The organism is Bradyrhizobium sp. MI1.11, from assembly GCF_055811255.1.
The window spans coordinates 1-17,594 of sequence record NZ_JBVVPM010000010.1; the positions used below are offsets into that span (position 1 = coordinate 1).

A 17,594-nucleotide genomic window follows, 5' to 3' on the forward strand; every position below is an offset into this window, starting at 1 on the left:
CACCTCCCGCAGAACAAAAGCGGAAAGTGTAACCCATGTGTCCGGTACGAACTGTCACCTATGTCTCGGGTCGCTCAGCGATTTTGCATCCCTAATTACTATCTCCTGCGATTTTGTACTCCTGACCCGTAGCGGTCGGAGCCCCGCTTGCGGGACTGCGTTGTCCGAGAAAAAGCCTCGCGGAGCGTCCCGAACTCAGGAATCGTCATTTTTCCATCCCGGTCACGAACCAGGAGGGTGAGGAGATCGGGAAAGTGCCAATGGATGTCCTGCACTGAAATCCCGGCCTGACATGTTGACGAGAATCGGAGTGATCTCGGATACGCACGGCCTTCTCCGGCCGGAGGCCGAGCGCTGTCTTGCGGGAGTGTCGCATATCCTCCACGCCGGTGATATCGGCGCGCCGGAGGTTCTGGAGCGGCTTTGCCGAATAGCACCCGTCACCGCCATCAGGGGAAACGTCGACGTCGGCAGCTGGGCGAGGCGCTATCCCGAAACCGAAACGGTGCACCTCGGCGCTCGTTGCTTCTATCTTCTGCACGATCTCAAGACGCTGGCCATCGACCCTGCGGCAACCGGTGTGAACGTGGTGATAGCAGGACATTCGCATCGGGTGCAGGTCAACACGATCAACGGAGTGCTTTTCCTGAATCCCGGGAGCGCCGGTCCGAGGCGCTTCAAGCTGCCGATCACGCTGGCGACGCTCGATCTGGATGAGGGCGACCTGCGGCCCACCATCCATGAGCTCGACGCGTGAACGAGGTACGTGCGTCGCAGCTAGTGGGTATTCGATTTTTGCCACCGCTCCAGATCAATCGGGGGACGCTTTGGGTCGATCTGCTCCTTCTCGGGATTCCCTGCCAAGGCTGGTCCGTCTGCCGGTGGGTTGGCAAATCGGTCTGCTGTCGCGGATCGTCGACCGGGGTTTCTCTCGGATCGTTTTCAGGTTCTTTTGCTTTCGGCATAAGCTGTCCTCTCTACAATCCGTCGATGCGGCGGCACGCGATCAGCGTACTGGCGCGGCACGGAAGTACCGATCATCATCTCGAAATTCGGGCGATCCATCGCGGGGTCATGCGCTGATGAGAGGATGGAGCGGAGCTGTTCGCGCTGCTGATCGTTGAGGCAGCCGGCTCCTGTGGAGGGGCGGCCCAGATAGTCCGTTGCCCCGAACATCTGCGGGACGGCGAACCAGACGATGAAACCCACAAACAGGACCGCGGCCACTCCCGATCCCGCCATCATCAGCTTCCGGGTGCCGTCCTTCTCCGTTTCACGCGATAGATCCTTGACCATGAACAAAAAGCCGTCGGTAGGAACTGCGGGGTCAACACGGGCAGGAATCGTTCGTTCCTACGGGCATGTATCGGCCGCCGAGGCTGCCTGCGCTGTCATATGGGCTCGCAGGACCGAAACCCTCTCATCCGTGTTTTGCTGTCATGACGCACATCATCTTCAACGACTACCGCAATCCTGCTGCCGAACAGGCCTATGAGATCGCATGGGACTTTCTCGCCCGTAGTGGAGCGATCCACGATGAATTCGATGCGTGCGTATTTCTAGCCCAACGCATCACCATGATGGTCCAGGAAGGCCAGGAAAATCGGATCCGGATGGCGAACCGCGCGATCTCCGAATACCAGTACCATCTCGAGAACCTCTGCAAGTCGGTCCGCGGCGCGGCTGCTTCGCGGGCTTGAGGGCTCGCGAGGAGTTCCGCTGATCACTGCCGATCGGCGATCGTCAGCTTGCCGCGTGCCCCGGTACGTCCGCCCCGGCGCGGTGCAATGGCCGGAACGAGTGCCGGCGCTTCCCCGGCCATGCGCATGGCGAAATAGGCGATCGTCGCCTTGAGACCGTCTTTGAGCGCCACGCGCGGGCGCCATCCCAGCGCTCGAACGGCTGTGTCGATCACCGGTTTGCGGCGCTTTGGATCGTCCTTAGGCAACTCCTCGAACCGGAGCGGGGAAATTGATTCCGTGTACGCCAGCACGTCGCGCGCAATGGCCTCGATGGTGACCTCGTGGGGATTGCCCAGATTGCACGGACTCCATGAGGAGCTGGAGGCCGTGCACGAGATCGTCGACGAAGCAGAAGCTCCTGGTCTGCGTACCACCTCCATAGATCGTGATCGGCTCTCCGCGAAGTGCCTGCACGATGAAGTTGGAGACCACGCGTCCGTCATTCTCCAGCATCCGGGGTCCGTACGTGTTGAAGATGCGCGCGACCTTGATTTCGACCCCGTACATGCGATGATAATCGAACATCAGCGTTTCCGCGGCCCGCTTGCCCTCGTCGTAGCAGGCCCGGGGCCCGATCGGATTGACGTTGCCGAGATAGGTTTCCGGCTGGGGATGGACCTCCGGATCGCCGTAGACCTCGCTGGTTGATGCCTGCAGCACCCGCGCGCCTTTCCGCTGCGCGAGCTCCAGCATGTTGATGGTGCCGAGCACGCACGTCTTCATCGTGCCGACCGGATCCTTCTGATAGTGACGGGGCGACGCCGGGCAGGCGAGGCTGTAGATCCGGTCGATGTCGCCCTCGATCTCGACGGGATCGCGCACGTCATGTTCGATGAAGCGAAAATTCGGATGATTGAGCAGCGGCCGGATGTTGTCGATCCTTCCCGTAAACAGGTTGTCGAGGCAGATCACGGTGTGGCCGCGCTGCAGAAGCGAGTCGCAGAGGTGGGATCCGATGAAGCCGGCGCCGCCGGCCACCAGAACGGTGGGGGAGCGGCGGGACGCGTTGATGCGGGTCTGAAGTGTCATGGTGGTGCCTTTCAGATTTGAGCGACCTGCATGGGACGCGAGGCGGGAAGTTGCGGGGCTTTCCGACGGCGACGGACCGATGCCTCGGCATAGTAGGTCTCCACTTGCCGGGCGCGATGGTCGGAGGTGTGGTCGGCCAGAACGCGCCGCCGTGCGTTTTCCGCGATCGTGCGCCTTTGCTCCTCGGGCATGTCGCGCAGGATCTCCACGACGTCGCGGGGGGTCGATGCGAGCAGGATTTCCCGGAAAGGCTCGAAGACGGTCTCGATTCCAGGCCACCGGTCCGAGATGACGGGCGTGCCGCACGCGGCCGCTTCGAACAGACGAACGCTGGGCGAGAAGCCGAGCGCGCGCATGTCGGCGCGGGTGGCGTTTAGCGTAAAGCGTTGCTCTGCGTAAAAGCCCGGATGATGTCTCGGCGTGAGGTGCTCGATCCGGGCGACATTGGCGGGCCAGACCACCTCATCGGGATATTGCGCGCCGGCGACGACGAATTGCTCGCGTGACAGAGTGCGAGCGGGGGCGAGCAGCAACTGCTCCAGAACCGGTTGCCGGTCCTCGCTATAGGTTCCGAGATAGCCTAATGCCCACTTCTTCTCCACGCGTTGTGGCGCGTAGATGTCGGTGTCGGCACTGCAATACAGCACCCGCGCCAGCGGACTGCCATAGTTCTCCTCAATCATGCCGGGCACCGGGCCGCCGGCAAAGGACAAATAAAGGTCGAAGCGCGGGATCATCGCCGCGGAAAGATAGTCCAGGCCCTGCTCGAGCTTGGCAAGCGTGACCGGCGTGTCGATGTCGTAGAAGGCGGTAATCCCCCGGGCGTGGGTCGTGATCCATTCGGAGATCGCGATGCCGTCGGGCACGTAGGAGCCAATGACCACCAGATCGGCATCGCGGATTATCTTGCCGAAACGCTGCGGGATGTCCTTCAAGGATTGATAAAGCTCGACGGTCCAAGCGGAAGGCTTGGCAAGATCACGATGCTCGCGATACCAGGGGACGTCGCGTTCCAGAAACGTGACGTGGTGACCTCGTCGTGCGAGGGCTTCGATAAGGGCGCGGTAGGTCGTGGCATGACCGTTGCCCCAGGACGAAGTAACCGAAAGACCGACGACGACGATGGTGAGGTTCATTCTGCTGCCTCGATTCGCGAACTGCTTGCGGCAAAGAGATCGTTGAACTGGCGCGCGCGCTGCCCGTAGGTGTGATGGCTCAGAATGCGCGCACGAGCGCGCGCTGCGATCGCCTGAGCCCGGTCGAGGTGCAGTGCGGCAAGATGCTCTGCGACCTCGGCCCCGCTCGCGGCCACCAGCACCTCGCGATCTGGTTCGAGAAAATGATCGATGCCGTCCCACTGGTCGGTGATCAGGCAGGCTCCGGCACCGATGGCTTCGAACACGCGCGTTGGCGGCGAGAAGCCGTAGCGGGCCATGCTATCGCGATTGACGTTCAGCGTAGCCAGAGCGGAGCCGAAAAACGCGTTGTGGTCGCCGGTCCCGACATGCCCGACCTTGTGCAGATTGGCTGGCGTGTCTTTCGAGTCCCACCCCGATCCACCGAGCACGAACGTCTTGTCCGGCAATCGGCAGGCGACATCGATAAAGAACCGCTCGACGCGCTGCTCGCGATCAGGGAGGCGGTTTGCCAGCAAGCTCAGATCGCAGGTGAAGTGCGCATTGGGCGGCGCCGGAAAGTGCGTGGCGGGGTCGAGCGCATTGTAGATCGGCACGCAGTCTCGCGCGCCGATGCCGCGATAAGCGGATACGACAGCATCGCCGCCGCCATAGGTCAAAACCATGTCGTAGGACCGGATCGCATGGCGCAGATGATGGTCTGGATTGTCCGCCACCGACTCCAGCGTCGCGGGGGCATCGACGTCCCAGTAGATGCGCATCGCATTCGACGGAATTTCGGCGACCGCGTTCTCCAGCTCCCGATCGAAGACGCCGACGCCGCTGGCCTTGACCAGCATGTCGGCCGAGCGGGCCGCTTCCTCAAGCGAGCTTCGCCAGCCGTCGGGCGTCGCGGCGTAGACCACCACCTTCGCCCAGTCCGGATCGTCGATGTCGCGATGGGCCTGGCGCTCGAAGGCATCGGGCTCGAAGAATGTGACGTCGTGGCCGAGGGCCACAATCTCCTTCAGCATGCCGCGGTAATAGGTGGCAGCACCGTTCCAGTAGGATGAGACGAGGCTGGACCCGAAGAAGCAGATCTTCATGCGGAGGCTCCGATGTATCGCAGGGGCTTTTTGGAGTGGCCTGTGGCCCGGAGGTCCTGCACGATGCCGACAAGCTGCTCCGCCCGGTGACGGCAGGTGTGACGTTCCTTGATTGTCCGGAGTCCGGTCTCCACGGTGGAGGACCATAACTCCCGGTCATCGAGCAGCGCACGAAGCGCCCGCTTCATTTCGGTGCCGTCGGAGGCGCCGAGATAGGCACCTTCCGGGAACAGGCCTTCCGCATCCGACCAGGGGGCCGAGACCAGTGGAATGCCGCAGGCCATCGCCTCGAAGACGCGAATGGTTGGAATGCCCGGAAGCAAGCGGACATAGGGGCCGCGGGGAACGTGGACAGTCGCGCGTGCGCCGGCGAAAGCGATGGGAGCCCAGTGTGCGGGCAGCCAGCCGCCATACCGAATGCCTGCCGCCTGAATGGTGTCGAGCGCCCCGTCCGAATAGCGGACGCCATAGACCCCCGCGCGCAGCTTCAGCTCGGCCACGGGTTCGACCAGAAATTCGTTGAGCTCGGTGCTGCGTTCGCCGTCGCCCCAATTTCCGATCCAGACGACATCGTCGGTGCGCTCGACATGCGGCAGCGGATGGTACAGGGCGATGTCGGCCGCCTCGTGCCAGGTGAAGGCCCGGTCGGCCCAGCCGAGCTTCAGATAGATTTGACGAAGGACCTCGCCGAAGGCGAGCACACCGTCGAAGCCGTCGAGGTCGAACTGCGCAAGTTCGTCCGGTGCGCTAACGGCGCGATGATGGGTGTCGTGGAACAGCAGCGTGAACGGAGCGCCGTGAGCCCGTCTCGATCCGATGTCTGCGATTAGATCAGGCGAATTCCATTCGTGGACGACGACGAGATCGGCGCCGTGCAAGGCTTCATCGAGATTAAGGGAGGCATCGTAGCGGCGGAGGCCGATGCCGGGAAATAGCGTTGGAATATCCTCCATCGTTTGACTGCCACCCTCGCGGATCGCATTCAATCGGCTCCAGCCGTCGATCGGCTCGAACACGACGACCTCATGGCCGAGCGCGTGAAGTTCGCGGGCATAACCACGCAGGAAATGGGCATTGCCGTTGTTCCAGCAGGAGGTGAACGCGTGGTAGAACAGAACGCATTTCATGCGCGTACCTCCATGGGGGCGGGCGCGTGATGGACGGCAAGCAGCTCCTGGTAGAGGCTGAGATAGGCGCTCGTGGTCCGGGTCAGCGAGTAGGTCAGGGAATGCTCAAAGGCGGCACGTTGCAGCCGCACCCGCTCGCGATCGTCGGTGCACAGACCTGCGAGTGCTCGATGCAGCGCCTTGCTGTCGGTGGGATCGACGAACAGCGCGGCCTCGCTCCACAATTCCCTGAAAGTGGGAATGTCGGACAGGATGAGAGCGCATCCCGCCGCAGCGGCTTCCAGAACGGAGAGGCCGAACGGCTCATAGAGCGCAGGGCTGGCGAAGATGGCGGCGTGCTGCAAGTACGCGCGCATGGCTTCGTGAGACAACTGCCCGAGCCAGGTGACGGAAGCCGAAGGGCACTCGTCCGCCGGCCCGGCGACCTGAACGGGCCAGTCCAGCCCAGGCGCTGCAGCCGCCAGGACTTCGATGTTCTTGGCGCGGTCCCAGAGCCGGCCCGCCGCAAAGATCATGTCTTGCTTCCGTCCCGCGGGATCCTGAGGGGAAATTCCATTCCAGATCACGTTGCCGCGCGAGCGAGGCCGATAGATTTCCGCAACGTCATCGTGGAAGGACTGGCTGGGACAAACCCAGGCTTGTGCCGTGTCGAGTGCGGCCGTCACCCGTTCGGTGTAGCGGCGCCACTTCGGTTCGCCGAGCCAGCCCGTATCGCGGCAGGCGAGCCCCCAGGAGTTGACGCAGGAATGCGCGACGACCACCACAGGAGCGCGCCAGGCGAAGGTCGCCTCGCGAAAACTATTGAAGTGAACGACGTCAGGCCGGATTCCGGCTTCGAGCTTCGCAAGCACGCGCCTGGCCTGGGCCAGATCTTGTCCTTCCGGATCCTGCCATTCGAGCGCTAGGTCCGTTTCGATCAGGCGGACCCGCGAGCCACGGAGCATCTCAAGCTGGCCGGCCTGCGCGCGGGGGCCCATCGTCACCAGGGTGACGTCGGCGCCCTTTGCAGCAAGGGACGAAGCAAGAGAGGACGAGTAGGTCCAGACGCCCCCGACGGTATCGGTCGTCATCAGGATCCTGAGCTGCGAGCTGCGGCTCATGATGCCACCTGCAGTTCGAGAGTCTCGAGCGGGACCGGGCGATCGTTCTGCACGTCGCTGAACTGGTCGAACATCGCAAGATAATGCCGGTGTGCGCGCTCCCAGGCGAAATCGTCGGGCTCGCCCCACAGCTTCCGATAATCCGGCGAGCCCGGATAGGGATACAGCGGGACCGGATCGTTGGCCCAGATGCCGGCATCCTGCATGGTGCGGCGCCAGCGCTGCACGATGGGGTCATCGTCCTCGGGGACTTCGATCAAATTGGCCTGCACGAAAGGAACGTGACGGCGCGCTTCGACCAGGCGTTCGGCCAGCTGGTCGGTCGTCATCTTGCAGTTCTTGGCGAGCGCGGCGCGGCCCTCGACGGTCAGGCTCTCGATGCCGGCTTCAATCGAGACGCAGCCGGCGCGGCCGAGCAGCGCCAGCATATCCGGCCTCCAGAGGTCGATGCGGGTCTGTACCCCGAACTTCAGCCCGCGTGTCGTCAGCCCTTCCAGCAGTTCCGCGTTCGGTAGGAAAATCTCGTCGATGAAATAGACATACTCGATGCCCTGATGACGCAGGCCGTCGATCTCTTCGAGAACGATGGAGGGAGGCCGCTTGCGGTAGGCGTTGCGGAAGTTCTCCTTGGCGCAGAACGTGCAGTTGTACGGACATCCCCTGGATGATTCGACTTCGGCGCCTGGCGCCTGCGGCTCGGCTTCGAAGCGATGATGGTGATGATGGTGCCGCCGGATCATCTCCTCCGGCCAGTCAAGCGGCGGCTGATCCTTGAACGCGACCGCCTGCGGCCCCTCATTGACGCGTAGCGATGCGCCATCGGCGAAGCACAGGCCCGGAAAGTCCCGCTCGCCATTGGCGAGACGCAGCAAGGACGCCTCGCACTCGCCCATCACGACGATGTCGGTGCCGAGCTTTCGAAGCGCGGTCCTTGGCACAGTCGAGCCATGCGGGCCCACCGCGACGAGGATCGGAGCCAAATCGCGCACCGCCATCGCGAGCTCCTGCGGAACGCGGAGCTCGGGAGGGGCACAGCGCCAGAACAGATACGTCGGTGCCGTGGTGATGACGATCTGGTCGGGGCCGAACGCGCGCAGCTCGGCTTCGATATCGGCGAGGGAAAGATCGAACATGTGGGCGTCGAGCAGCAGCGTCTTGTGCCCGGCCGCCTTCAGGTAATGCTCGGAGATCCCGAGTTCGAGCGGAAGGTGAGGGGATCGGCAGCCGAAATAGATGCTGCCGCCAAAATCCCAGTTTGGATTGATGAGGGCAACACGCGTCATGCCAGCGCCTCGCGGTTGCCTTGTGACGATCCGAACCGGCCGTCCAGCCAGGTGTGAAGGGATCGGAGGCCGTCTGCGAACGAAACCTGAGGCGCCCAGCCAAGCGCGCTGGAGAGTGCGCGCGTGTCGGTGACGTACCAGGGCTGATCCCCCGGCCTCCAATCAGCAAAGCGATAGGCCACCTTGCGGCCGGTCAGATCGGTGATGCGGTCGATCAATTCCAGCAGACTGATTGCGTTGGCCGGACCGCCGCCGAGATTGAAGACGCGTCCACGGGCGAGCGCGATGCCATCGAGCACGGCGAGCCAGGCCGAGGCCGCGTCGGAGACGTGAAGCGCATCGCGGACCTGATGGCCGTCGCCATAGATCGTCAGCTCCTTGCTGCGGATGGCGCTCAGCAGGAAATGCGCGATCCAGCCCTGATCCTCGGTGCCGAATTGACGGGGCCCATAGATGCAGCTCATCCGCATCACCACGGTCTGGAGGCCGTAGACCCGCGCATAGTCGTGAACGTATTGATCCGCCGTTCCCTTGGAGCATCCATAGGGGCTGTAGAAGTCGAGCGGCGCATTTTCCGAGATGCCGGCGGCCAGCAGGCCGCTTGTCGGCGTGTAGCGGCGACCGGTGAGCGCGATGTCGCCATCGTCGATCAGGCGTCCGTAGACCTTGTTGGTCGAGGCGAACACGATTGGCGCGGCGTTGTTGTGGAGCCGCACGGCTTCGAGCACGTTCAATGTGCCACGCGCGTTGATCTCGAAATCGGCGGCCGGATCGCTCACGCTGTCGGTGACGGCGACCTGGGCGGCCAAGTGCAGCACGGCGCGGGCTTCGCGTACCGCGTCGATCACCGGGATCGGCTCGCGAATGTCGGCGACGGTGATTGTGACCCGGTCGCCATGCCGGGACTTCAGCCATTGCGCATTCTCCCGCACGCCGGCGCGGGCGAGGTTGTCCAGGATCAGCACCGGCTCGCCACGCTCCGCGAGGCGATCGGCGAGGTTGCAACCGATAAACCCGCAGCCGCCGGTGATCAGGACGGGTCTGTTGTCTCGTTCACTCATCACGCGACCAATCCTCGTTGCTGCAGCTCCTTGGTGGCTCGCTCGGCCTGATCGTCAGCGATCTGGTCGGCGAGATATTCCGCCAGCTCTTCGAGCCCGGCCCTGAATACGACGCGAGGCTCGAAGCCGAGCACGTCGCGGGATTTTCCCATGTCGGCGAAGCAGTGCCGGATATCCCCGGCGCGATATTTCCGCGTCAGCTCGGGCGCAATGTCGCGGCGCCCCATGACTTCGGCCAGATCCTCCGCGACCGACAGAATGGTGCGACTCTGGCCCGAGCCGACGTTGAAGACGTCCTGCGCGTGCTCCGCCTCCAGCGCCAACCGGCAGGCGCGGGCAACGTCATGGACATGGACGAAATCGCGGCGCTGCCGGCCGTCCTCGAAGACGAGGGGAGGGCGGCAGTTGAGCAGCCGGGCGGCAAAGATGGCCAGCACGCCGGTATACGGATTGGACAGGGCCTGACGAGGCCCGAACGCATTGAAGAAGCGTAGCGCCACGGTCGGGATGCCATAAGCCTTGCCCGTGATCAGGCACATGCGCTCCTGCGCATATTTGTTGAGCGCATAGATCGAGCTCAGCGAAGGCTGCTTTGTCTCCGGCGTAGGAACGGGGTCGAGCGGGTGGCCGGCCGCATCGCGCAGCTCCCAATCGCCGCGGCGAAGCTGCTCGACCGCCCGCTCCTCGCAGGCGACCACGCTCTGATCGGCGCTTCGGTAAAGGCCCTCGCCGTAGATGCTCATGGACGAGGCCACCACGAGCCGCGAGACCGGGCGCTTGGATAGCGTCTGCAACAGCACGGCGGTACCGAGCTCGTTAGTTCTGACGTAGGGTTCGATGTCGTACATGCTCTGGCCGACGCCGACCGCTGATGCGAGATGCAGCACCATGTCGGTGCCGCGCAACGCATGATCGACCGCGAGAGCGTCGGTGACGTCACCGACGACGAGCTCCGCGTCTTTGGCAAGATAGGCGGGACGCTGGCGGTTGCCTCCGTGGACCTGCGGCGAGAGATTGTCGAGCAGGCGGACTTCATAGCCGGCCGCCAGCAGCGCGTCGGCCGCATGCGACCCGATGAATCCCGCACCTCCAGTGATCAATACTCGCGTCATTCACCGCTCCGTGCCGCCGTGAGATCGATCCTGCGGGATCAATCCGTGATGAGAATGAAAGCGCGCTGCTGTTCTGGTCGGGCGACCGGCGCGCCAGTCACATTTGGAATTAGAAGCGATGCAAGGAATGTTCGTTCCTGCGAAACCTACAAACGAATATTTCTCTAACCTGGATCAATAACCCAGGTGAATCTGTCCGGTGCAGCGGACTAGAAATGCACGCCGTGACCCGGCGCCTGCAGTTCGAGATGGCTCGCGACCGTCGCGCCGATGTCCGCAAATCCGTCGCGCTTGCCGATCGGAGAAGTTGACCGCGTGCTCCACGCCAAAATCGGCACTTGTTCCCGCGTATGATCGGTACCGCTCCAGGTTGGGTCGCAACCATGATCGGCCGTGATGATCAGGAAATCGTCGTCGCGCAGGCGGTTCAGCAGATCCGGAACGCGTGCATCGAAGGTTTCGAGTGCCGCTGCATAGCCCCCGACATCTCGGCGATGGCCGTACAGCGTATCGAAATCGATAAAATTTGCGAACAAGATCCCGCCCTCTGCAAGAGAGGCCAGCCCATCGAGCGTGGCATCGAACAGCGCTTGGTTGCCGTCGCCGCGCAGGTTCCTCCCGGTGCCGCGATGGGCGAAGATGTCGTCGATCTTGCCGATCGTGACGATGTCACGGCCTGCGCTTTCGGCGAGATCGAGGATCGTCCGCTCCGGCGGCGGAACGGAAAAGTCCTTCCTGTGCGCTGTTCGCTTGAAGTCACCTGCCGACGTGCCGATGAAGGGACGTGCGATGACGCGCCCGATGTTGAGGGGATCGATCAGTCGGCGCGCAATGCGGCAGACCTCATAGAGGCGTTCGAGTCCGAACGTCTCCTCGTGCGCTGCGATCTGAAACACGCTGTCGGCCGATGTATAGCAGATCGGTTCGCCCGTTCTGATGTGACGCTCGCCGAATTCGGCGATGATCTCGGTGCCGGACGCGTGACAGTTCCCGAGGATGCCGGGCAATCGAGCCTGTTTGCACAGGCGCTCCATCAGGTCGCGCGGGAAGCACGGCTTGGTTCTTGGAAAATAGCCCCAGTCGAACGGCACCGGCACGCCGGCGATCTCCCAATGGCCGGATGGCGTGTCCTTGCCTTTGGAGATCTCGCTCGCGCAGCCAAATCGCGCATGCTCAGGACGGCCATCGAGCCCCGGCGGTACGCGCCCGGTGGCGAGACGGCAAGCCTGGCCAAGGCCGAGCGCGACCAGATTGGGAAGCCGAAGCGGCCCCTCCCGGCGTGGTCCGTCGGCATTGCCGGCCATGCACATGTCAGCAATGTGGCCGACGGTATCAGCACCCTCGTCGCCGTAATTGATGGCATCGGGCGCGGCGCCGATGCCGACGGAGTCCATCACCAGGATCAGGGCACGCATGTCGGCTCCGAGATGGCCGCGCGCGAAGACGCTGCGGACGGCGCGAGCCCGGTTTTCGCGCAATAGCGTTCGACCATCTGTGCGCAGAAATCCGCGAACTCGTTGACGTCGAGCGGCGGGCTGGTGTGATGAGGCTCGATACCCCGATGTTCCGGGGTGAAGCAGAAGGTCACCGTGACCTGAAACTCGGCCAGCGCGTCCATCTGCCGATCGAACCAGGCGAGCGCATTGGGACGGAAGCTGTCAGCCCAGGACAGGCCGGTCCTGAGATGCTGCACGCCGAGTCGGCGCATCCAGCGCACGGCGTCATCGAGGCGGTGGTCCTCGAAGTGAAACCACTGGCACAGGCCCATCGCAGGTGCATATTGGCCGAACAAGTCCGCGGCAGCTTTCGGCGTGCCGTCCTCGCGCAGCAGCCCCATGTGGAAATGCCGGTAGTAGGAGGAGCCTTCAGCTTCCTTGTGCCGCGTGGTCGCCTCCCAGCTCGAAGGCAGATCGTACAGGCTGTACCAGTGAATCCGCGGCGCCCGGCCAGTCAATAGCTCAGCGGTCCGCGTCAGTCCCCAGGCCTGCACCTCCTCGGCACCGAAGGACGAGACTCCCACCTCCGTCACCCAGACCGGTAGCGAGGTGACCGCCTTGATCTCCTCGATCTTGGCGGGCCATTCCGCGATCTGCCACAGGTTCCAGTCCAGCGGAAAGCCGTGCACGGCCACGGCATCGACATGATCGAGCACGCCGCGCGCCTGCATGTTGCGCATGAAGGACGGATCGATCGGCGACATGCCGCCAAGCACACGCGGGAGTGTGGGATGCGCGCTGCGGATCGCCTTTCCGGCAGCCAGCGCCAGGCTGGCGAACATGGTCCAATCCGGATCGATCAGGATGTCCCAGTGCGATTTGTTGTTGGGCTCGTTCCAGATCTTGGCGGCTTCGATCATCGGCCGGTCTCCCGCGACGGATAAACCGGACCTTCCGCCTGCGGCCTTGTCACCCGCTTGCAGAGATAGACTTCCTCTTCCGGATGCGCCGCGATCGCAAAGCCGGCGCTGCGCAGCATGGCTTCGGCGCAGGCGCGGTTCGGCACCCACCAATTGGTGGGGTCGTCGGCATATTTGTTCTCGATGAAGTGCAGCTTTGGATAGCCCGGGGAATCGAACTGATCGGTGGTCCAGAAGTCGTAGTTCTTGTCGAGGGAATCCACGCGGCTGTCGCCGCGCTGCATCGACTGGAACAGCAGGAGATCGCCGGCCACGTGCTCGTGGATCAGGTCGAGCGCCAGCAGAGGGTGCCGCAGGTGGTAGAGGACGCCCATGAAGATCACGAGATCGAATTTTTCGCGCAGCTGTCCGACATCATAGGCTGACATCTTGCGGAATTCGATCCTGAGCCCGTTCACCTCAGCCGCGAAGCGGGCTTGCGCGAGATATTCGTCGTCGGTGTCCAGGCCGAGGACGCGCTCGGCGCCGCGCCGCTTCATCTCCATAGCGTAGAAACCGGCATTGCAGCCGATGTCGAGCACGGTCTTGCCTTCGAGGCGGTCCGGAATGATCCCGGAAAAGCGGCGCCATTTCACGTTGGGATAGTCGCCGAGAAAGTGTGAAGGCGCTGTCGGCACGCCGTTGAGGTCCAGATTGTGAAACCATGGCCCGAGCGCATCGACGCGCTGGCGGATTTCCTCGCGGGAGAGGGCGCCACTGCTCATGCGGTCACTCCATTGTTCATTGCGGGGGCCGGGCGGGCTGCCTCCGGCGAACCGCCGGCCAGTAGTCGAGAGCGTCCGTTCCCGGGAGAGCTTTCCGCGAGCAACGCCATTGCTGTCCGGTAGCCGTCGATGGTGCCGACGTCGACATAGGATTCGCCAGCCTTGACGCCGAGACCCTGGCCGCCGGCCGCGATGTAGGCATTGACGAGCGTCCCGAAATATTCATCCCGGCGCTCGCGCTTTGTCCACAACGACTGGAGTTCGCGAAATCCGTTGCCGGACATCTTGAAGGCACCCCATATCCATTTCGACGCCGCATCCGGCTGCTTGACCTGGATTTCCGTGACGCGATCGCCGTCGAGCACGACGGCATCGAAGAACTCGGGGTGTTCGACTGGAAATAGCAGAAACGACAGGTCAGCGGCCGGCAATGCCTGCAGGGCCGCCTTTGGGAACCAGACGGTATCCGGAAGTCCGACCAGGATGTCTTCGTCGTGGCCAACCACCGTGCCCGCCCTGAACACGGCATCGCACAGCCCCGACGCATCGGGCTGCACGACATAGGCGAGCTGGGCGCTGCCGTAATGATCGCCGAAATATTCGAGGATGTCCGATTTTCCGGGGGAGATCACGAAGCAGATCTTGTCGGCGCCCCCAAGGATCAGCCGCTCCAGCAGATATTCGGAGACCGCGCACGGACGGTCGATGCCGTCGTCCCGTTGGCTTCCGACCGGAAGCAACTCCTTGGAGAAGGCAAGCGGCTGGATGCGGCTGCCGCGGCCCGCGGCCGGAACGATGCCCCACATGATCAGGCCTCCTCGGGTTGCTGTCGGCGCGCGCCAAGGGATGCCGTCTGCTCGAACAGCCAAATCAGTTCGGCTGCGCGCTTGTCGGATGTGTGCTGATCCATGGTCCGTTCATATGCGCGCCCGGCGATGTGCTGAAGCTCGGCGTCGGTCATCGTCAACGCGGCGAGCGTGTCCTTCGCATCGCGTGCGATCAGGATCTCCTGCCCGGGTACAAAGAATTCATCGAGTCCCGGCCAGTCGTCGCTGAGCAGCGGGGTCTTGCAGGCAGCGGCTTCGAACAGGCGGCCGGAGGGGCACCAGCCCATCTCCGCCATGGCCTGGCGCGTGACGTTGAGTGTCAGCCGGGACGACGCAAAGAACGACGCGTGCTCAGACGGCGGCAAGTGCTGCACGAAGTAAATGTTTGGCGACCAGGGAAAATCTTCCGGGTATTGTGCACCCCCGATCAGGAAGCGCCGATCCTGCCTGCTACGTGCGGGTTCGACGAAGAGGGCCTCGAGCGCGCGCTGGCGATCCTGCGAATATGTGCCGAGATAAGACAGATCCGCACGGTAATGCGGCTGCGACGGCACCGGCCGATGAATGTCCGTATCGACATGGCCGTAAAGCGGACGGACATTGTCAGCGCCAAGCCTGTCGCGAAATTCGTTGCAGATGCGTGGACCGCCGGTGAAGCTCAGGACCAGGGCGAAATCCCGCAGGCCGCGCGGCCCGATGTAGGGAACGGTCTCGCCAGCCATCAGCTTCGCCAGGGTGACCGGCGTATCGAGATCGTAGAACACGGGCACCGCCCGACCCTCGGACAGGACGAGCTCCGTCGCGGTGATCGCGTCGGGACAATAGGAGGTCACGATCGCGACATCGGCATCACGAATGTCGCTGCGCGCCAAAGGAAGCACATCGTCCCAGTTCGAAAACAGTCGCAATTGCCCACCGGGCAGTTCGTGCAAATCCCGCGCGCCGGCGTAGTAGGGCACGTCGCGCTCGAAAAAGACGACGCTGTGGCCGGCTCGCGCGAGATGCTTGCAAAGCCCTCGCCACAAGGTGGCGTGACCGTTGCCCCACGACGAGGAAATTGTCAGGCCGAAAATGACGATCTTCACGCTGGCACCCGTTGATTGATCCCGGTGATCTTGAGTCCGCGATTGTCCACGCTGAGGGTGCTGACGCTGCCGGGGTCGATCTCGATCGAGAGGAAGTCGTCGATCTGTTTCCGGGAATAGTGCAGCAGCGCCGCGCGGATCGGTTCGGCATGGCTGACGGCGACGACGACGGTGCCGCTGCCATGATCATTGCGCACCTGTTCCAGATGGGCGACGACGCGCTTCTGGAGCGACCGCATGCTTTCGCCGCCTGGCGGGCGGTTCGTTCCGCGTTGTTCGTTCCAGCGCGACCATCGAGGGTCCCCGGCGAGCGCCTCGAATGACAGTCCGGTCCATTCGCCGTAGTCGAGCTCGTCGAGTGCCGGCACGATCTCGACTGGCAAGCCGAAGCGCGCCGCCAGGATGCAGGCCGACTGCATGCAGCGCCGCTGCGGGCTCGACTGGACCATGCTCGGCGGCGGCGTGAAGGTATCGGCGCATCGCGCGATTTCTTCGCAGCCGAGATCATCGAGCTCTACGCCCTTCATCCGGCCACAGAGCGTGCGGCCGAGCAGGGCATGATGCCCATGGCGGATCAGATGAATGATCTCCGCCATCAGGCGTATGCCTTGTCGTCGATGAAAGCGCGCGTTCGCCGTCCGGCCTCCTCGTCCGTGAACTGCTGAGGCGGCGACTTCATGAAATAGCTCGAGGGGCCCGTCAGCGCGCCGGCCTGCCCGCGGTCCATGGCGAGCTTGGCGCAGCGGACCGCGTCGATCACGACGCCCGCCGAGTTCGGGGAGTCCCAGACTTCGAGCTTGACCTCCGCGCTCAAGGGAACACCGCCGAACGTCGTGCCCTCCAGGCGGATGAAGGCCAGCTTGCGGTCGGTCAGCCACGGCACATGGTCGCTCGGGCCGACATGGATATTGTCGGCATCCATGGGCACGTCGAACTGGCTGGTCACGGCCTGGGTTTTGGAGATCTTCTTTGACGTCAGCCGCTCGCGCTCGAGCATGTTCTTGAAATCTGTGTTGCCGCCGACGTTGAGCTGGTAGGTTCTGTCCAGCCGCACGCCGCGTTCGCGGAAGAGATTGGCGAGCACACGGTGCAGAATGGTGGCGCCGACCTGGCTCTTGATGTCGTCGCCGACGATCGGCAGGCCTGCATCCTCGAATCGCCGCCGCCAGTCGGGATTCGAGGCAATGAAGACCGGGATGCAATTGACGTAGCCGCAGCCGGCCTCGATCGCGCGCGCGGCGTAAAATTCGCTCGCGCGCTGCGAACCGACGGGAAGATAGGACACAAGCACGTCCGTGCGCGACGTCGCGAGCACCTCGGAGACGTCGGCTTCCGGAACATCCGCAATCGGAACGTCGTCCTTGAGATATTGGCCGACGCCGTCCATGACAGGGCCACGTTGGACCATGACGCCGGTGGGCGCGACGTCGGAGAAGCGGTGCGTGTTATTCGGCGCTGCGAAGATTGCCTCGGCCACGTCGCGTCCGACCTTGCCGGCATGGACGTCGAAGGCCGACGCGACCTGAATGTCGCTGATGTGGTAGCCGCCGAGATCGGCGTTCATCAGCCCAGGCACCGGCTCATTCGATTTGGCGTCCCGGTAATAGGAGAGCCCCTGAACGAAGGAGCTCGCACAATTGCCGACACCGACGATGCCGACGCGCACGCGCCGCCTGTCCTGAAGACGAGAATGCATGGATCTAGGCCCTCCGGAAGACGTGCAGCGTTAAGGCATGCAGTGTTGAAGACGTACTGTGTTAAAGACTTGCAGTGTTGAAGACTTGCAGTGTTGACGTAAGTACGTCGGCGAACGTGAGGAACGTATGTTCGTTCCTGAACTCACGGCACTACGTCAGATTCCGGCCAAAAAAATTTCGCGCCCTTAAC

General features: G+C 63.3%; 17 protein-coding genes and 1 pseudogene. 2 read left to right on the forward strand and 16 right to left on the reverse strand.

What is annotated here, in order from left to right:
• Positions 1 to 292 precede the first annotated feature (292 nt).
• Complete coding sequence (locus AC0L30_RS12645) at positions 293 to 757, forward strand: metallophosphoesterase family protein (protein WP_007596150.1); 465 nt, start codon at positions 293 to 295, stop codon at positions 755 to 757.
• Between the two features lie 185 nt (positions 758 to 942).
• Here the strand turns inward: AC0L30_RS12645 and AC0L30_RS12650 are convergent, their stop codons facing one another.
• Positions 943 to 1,296: a hypothetical protein gene (locus tag AC0L30_RS12650; RefSeq protein WP_007596148.1), complete on the reverse strand. Its 354-nt coding sequence runs from the start codon at positions 1,294 to 1,296 to the stop codon at positions 943 to 945.
• A gap of 143 nt (positions 1,297 to 1,439) precedes the next feature.
• Here AC0L30_RS12650 and AC0L30_RS12655 point away from each other — a divergent pair, with 143 nt between their 5' ends.
• Positions 1,440 to 1,700: a hypothetical protein gene (locus AC0L30_RS12655; protein ID WP_219681643.1), complete on the forward strand. Its 261-nt coding sequence runs from the start codon at positions 1,440 to 1,442 to the stop codon at positions 1,698 to 1,700.
• A 23-nt stretch (positions 1,701 to 1,723) separates the two neighbouring features.
• On the opposite strand, the pseudogene AC0L30_RS12660 reads toward AC0L30_RS12655, so the two are convergent.
• The 15 genes and pseudogenes from AC0L30_RS12660 to AC0L30_RS12730 all read right to left on the reverse strand — a co-directional run bounded on the left by AC0L30_RS12660 (position 1,724) and on the right by AC0L30_RS12730 (position 17,403).
• Positions 1,724 to 2,771: pseudogene (locus AC0L30_RS12660) on the reverse strand (UDP-glucuronic acid decarboxylase family protein).
• 11 nt (positions 2,772 to 2,782) lie between these two features.
• Positions 2,783 to 3,907 carry a CgeB family protein gene (locus AC0L30_RS12665; protein ID WP_473404392.1) on the reverse strand — a complete coding sequence of 375 codons (1,125 nt, stop codon included), beginning with the start codon at positions 3,905 to 3,907 and terminating at the stop codon, positions 2,783 to 2,785.
• Positions 3,904 to 4,992: a CgeB family protein gene (locus AC0L30_RS12670; RefSeq protein ID WP_473404393.1), complete on the reverse strand. Its 1,089-nt coding sequence runs from the start codon at positions 4,990 to 4,992 to the stop codon at positions 3,904 to 3,906. Before AC0L30_RS12670 ends, AC0L30_RS12665 begins: the two co-directional genes overlap by 4 nt.
• Positions 4,989 to 6,119, reverse strand: a complete 1,131-nt coding sequence (locus tag AC0L30_RS12675) for a CgeB family protein (protein WP_473404394.1) — start codon at positions 6,117 to 6,119, stop codon at positions 4,989 to 4,991. Before AC0L30_RS12675 ends, AC0L30_RS12670 begins: the two co-directional genes overlap by 4 nt.
• A complete protein-coding gene (locus AC0L30_RS12680; RefSeq protein WP_473404395.1) occupies positions 6,116 to 7,219 on the reverse strand; it encodes a glycosyltransferase family 4 protein in 1,104 nt (367 codons plus the stop codon). The genes AC0L30_RS12675 and AC0L30_RS12680 overlap by 4 nt, the downstream gene beginning before the upstream one ends.
• Complete coding sequence (locus AC0L30_RS12685; RefSeq protein ID WP_473404396.1) at positions 7,216 to 8,502, reverse strand: TIGR04295 family B12-binding domain-containing radical SAM protein; 1,287 nt, start codon at positions 8,500 to 8,502, stop codon at positions 7,216 to 7,218. Before AC0L30_RS12685 ends, AC0L30_RS12680 begins: the two co-directional genes overlap by 4 nt.
• Positions 8,499 to 9,563 carry a GDP-mannose 4,6-dehydratase gene (locus AC0L30_RS12690; protein ID WP_219681637.1) on the reverse strand — a complete coding sequence of 355 codons (1,065 nt, stop codon included), beginning with the start codon at positions 9,561 to 9,563 and terminating at the stop codon, positions 8,499 to 8,501. Before AC0L30_RS12690 ends, AC0L30_RS12685 begins: the two co-directional genes overlap by 4 nt.
• Positions 9,563 to 10,675 carry an NAD-dependent epimerase/dehydratase family protein gene (locus AC0L30_RS12695; protein ID WP_219681636.1) on the reverse strand — a complete coding sequence of 371 codons (1,113 nt, stop codon included), beginning with the start codon at positions 10,673 to 10,675 and terminating at the stop codon, positions 9,563 to 9,565. Before AC0L30_RS12695 ends, AC0L30_RS12690 begins: the two co-directional genes overlap by 1 nt.
• Before the next feature lie 209 nt (positions 10,676 to 10,884).
• Positions 10,885 to 12,090, reverse strand: coding sequence for a phosphopentomutase (locus AC0L30_RS12700; RefSeq protein WP_473404397.1), 1,206 nt, complete (start codon positions 12,088 to 12,090; stop codon positions 10,885 to 10,887).
• Entirely contained in the window at positions 12,078 to 13,031 is a 954-nt protein-coding gene (locus tag AC0L30_RS12705; RefSeq protein ID WP_007596137.1) for a glycoside hydrolase 5 family protein, read from the reverse strand. Before AC0L30_RS12705 ends, AC0L30_RS12700 begins: the two co-directional genes overlap by 13 nt.
• The gene (locus tag AC0L30_RS12710) at positions 13,028 to 13,795 is read right to left on the reverse strand and encodes a TIGR04290 family methyltransferase (RefSeq protein ID WP_007596136.1); all 768 of its coding nucleotides are present in this window, start codon (positions 13,793 to 13,795) and stop codon (positions 13,028 to 13,030) included. The genes AC0L30_RS12705 and AC0L30_RS12710 overlap by 4 nt, the downstream gene beginning before the upstream one ends.
• Positions 13,792 to 14,601 (reverse strand): nucleotidyltransferase family protein, encoded by an 810-nt coding sequence (locus AC0L30_RS12715; RefSeq protein ID WP_007596135.1) that lies wholly within the window; start codon positions 14,599 to 14,601, stop codon positions 13,792 to 13,794. Before AC0L30_RS12715 ends, AC0L30_RS12710 begins: the two co-directional genes overlap by 4 nt.
• A 2-nt stretch (positions 14,602 to 14,603) precedes the next feature.
• On the reverse strand, positions 14,604 to 15,707 hold the full coding sequence (locus AC0L30_RS12720; RefSeq protein ID WP_473404398.1) for a CgeB family protein: 1,104 nt from the start codon (positions 15,705 to 15,707) through the stop codon (positions 14,604 to 14,606).
• Positions 15,704 to 16,303, reverse strand: coding sequence for a histidine phosphatase family protein (locus tag AC0L30_RS12725; protein WP_473255903.1), 600 nt, complete (start codon positions 16,301 to 16,303; stop codon positions 15,704 to 15,706). The genes AC0L30_RS12720 and AC0L30_RS12725 overlap by 4 nt, the downstream gene beginning before the upstream one ends.
• Complete coding sequence (locus AC0L30_RS12730; protein ID WP_007596132.1) at positions 16,303 to 17,403, reverse strand: inositol-3-phosphate synthase; 1,101 nt, start codon at positions 17,401 to 17,403, stop codon at positions 16,303 to 16,305. Before AC0L30_RS12730 ends, AC0L30_RS12725 begins: the two co-directional genes overlap by 1 nt.
• Between the last annotated feature and the right edge of the window lie 191 nt (positions 17,404 to 17,594).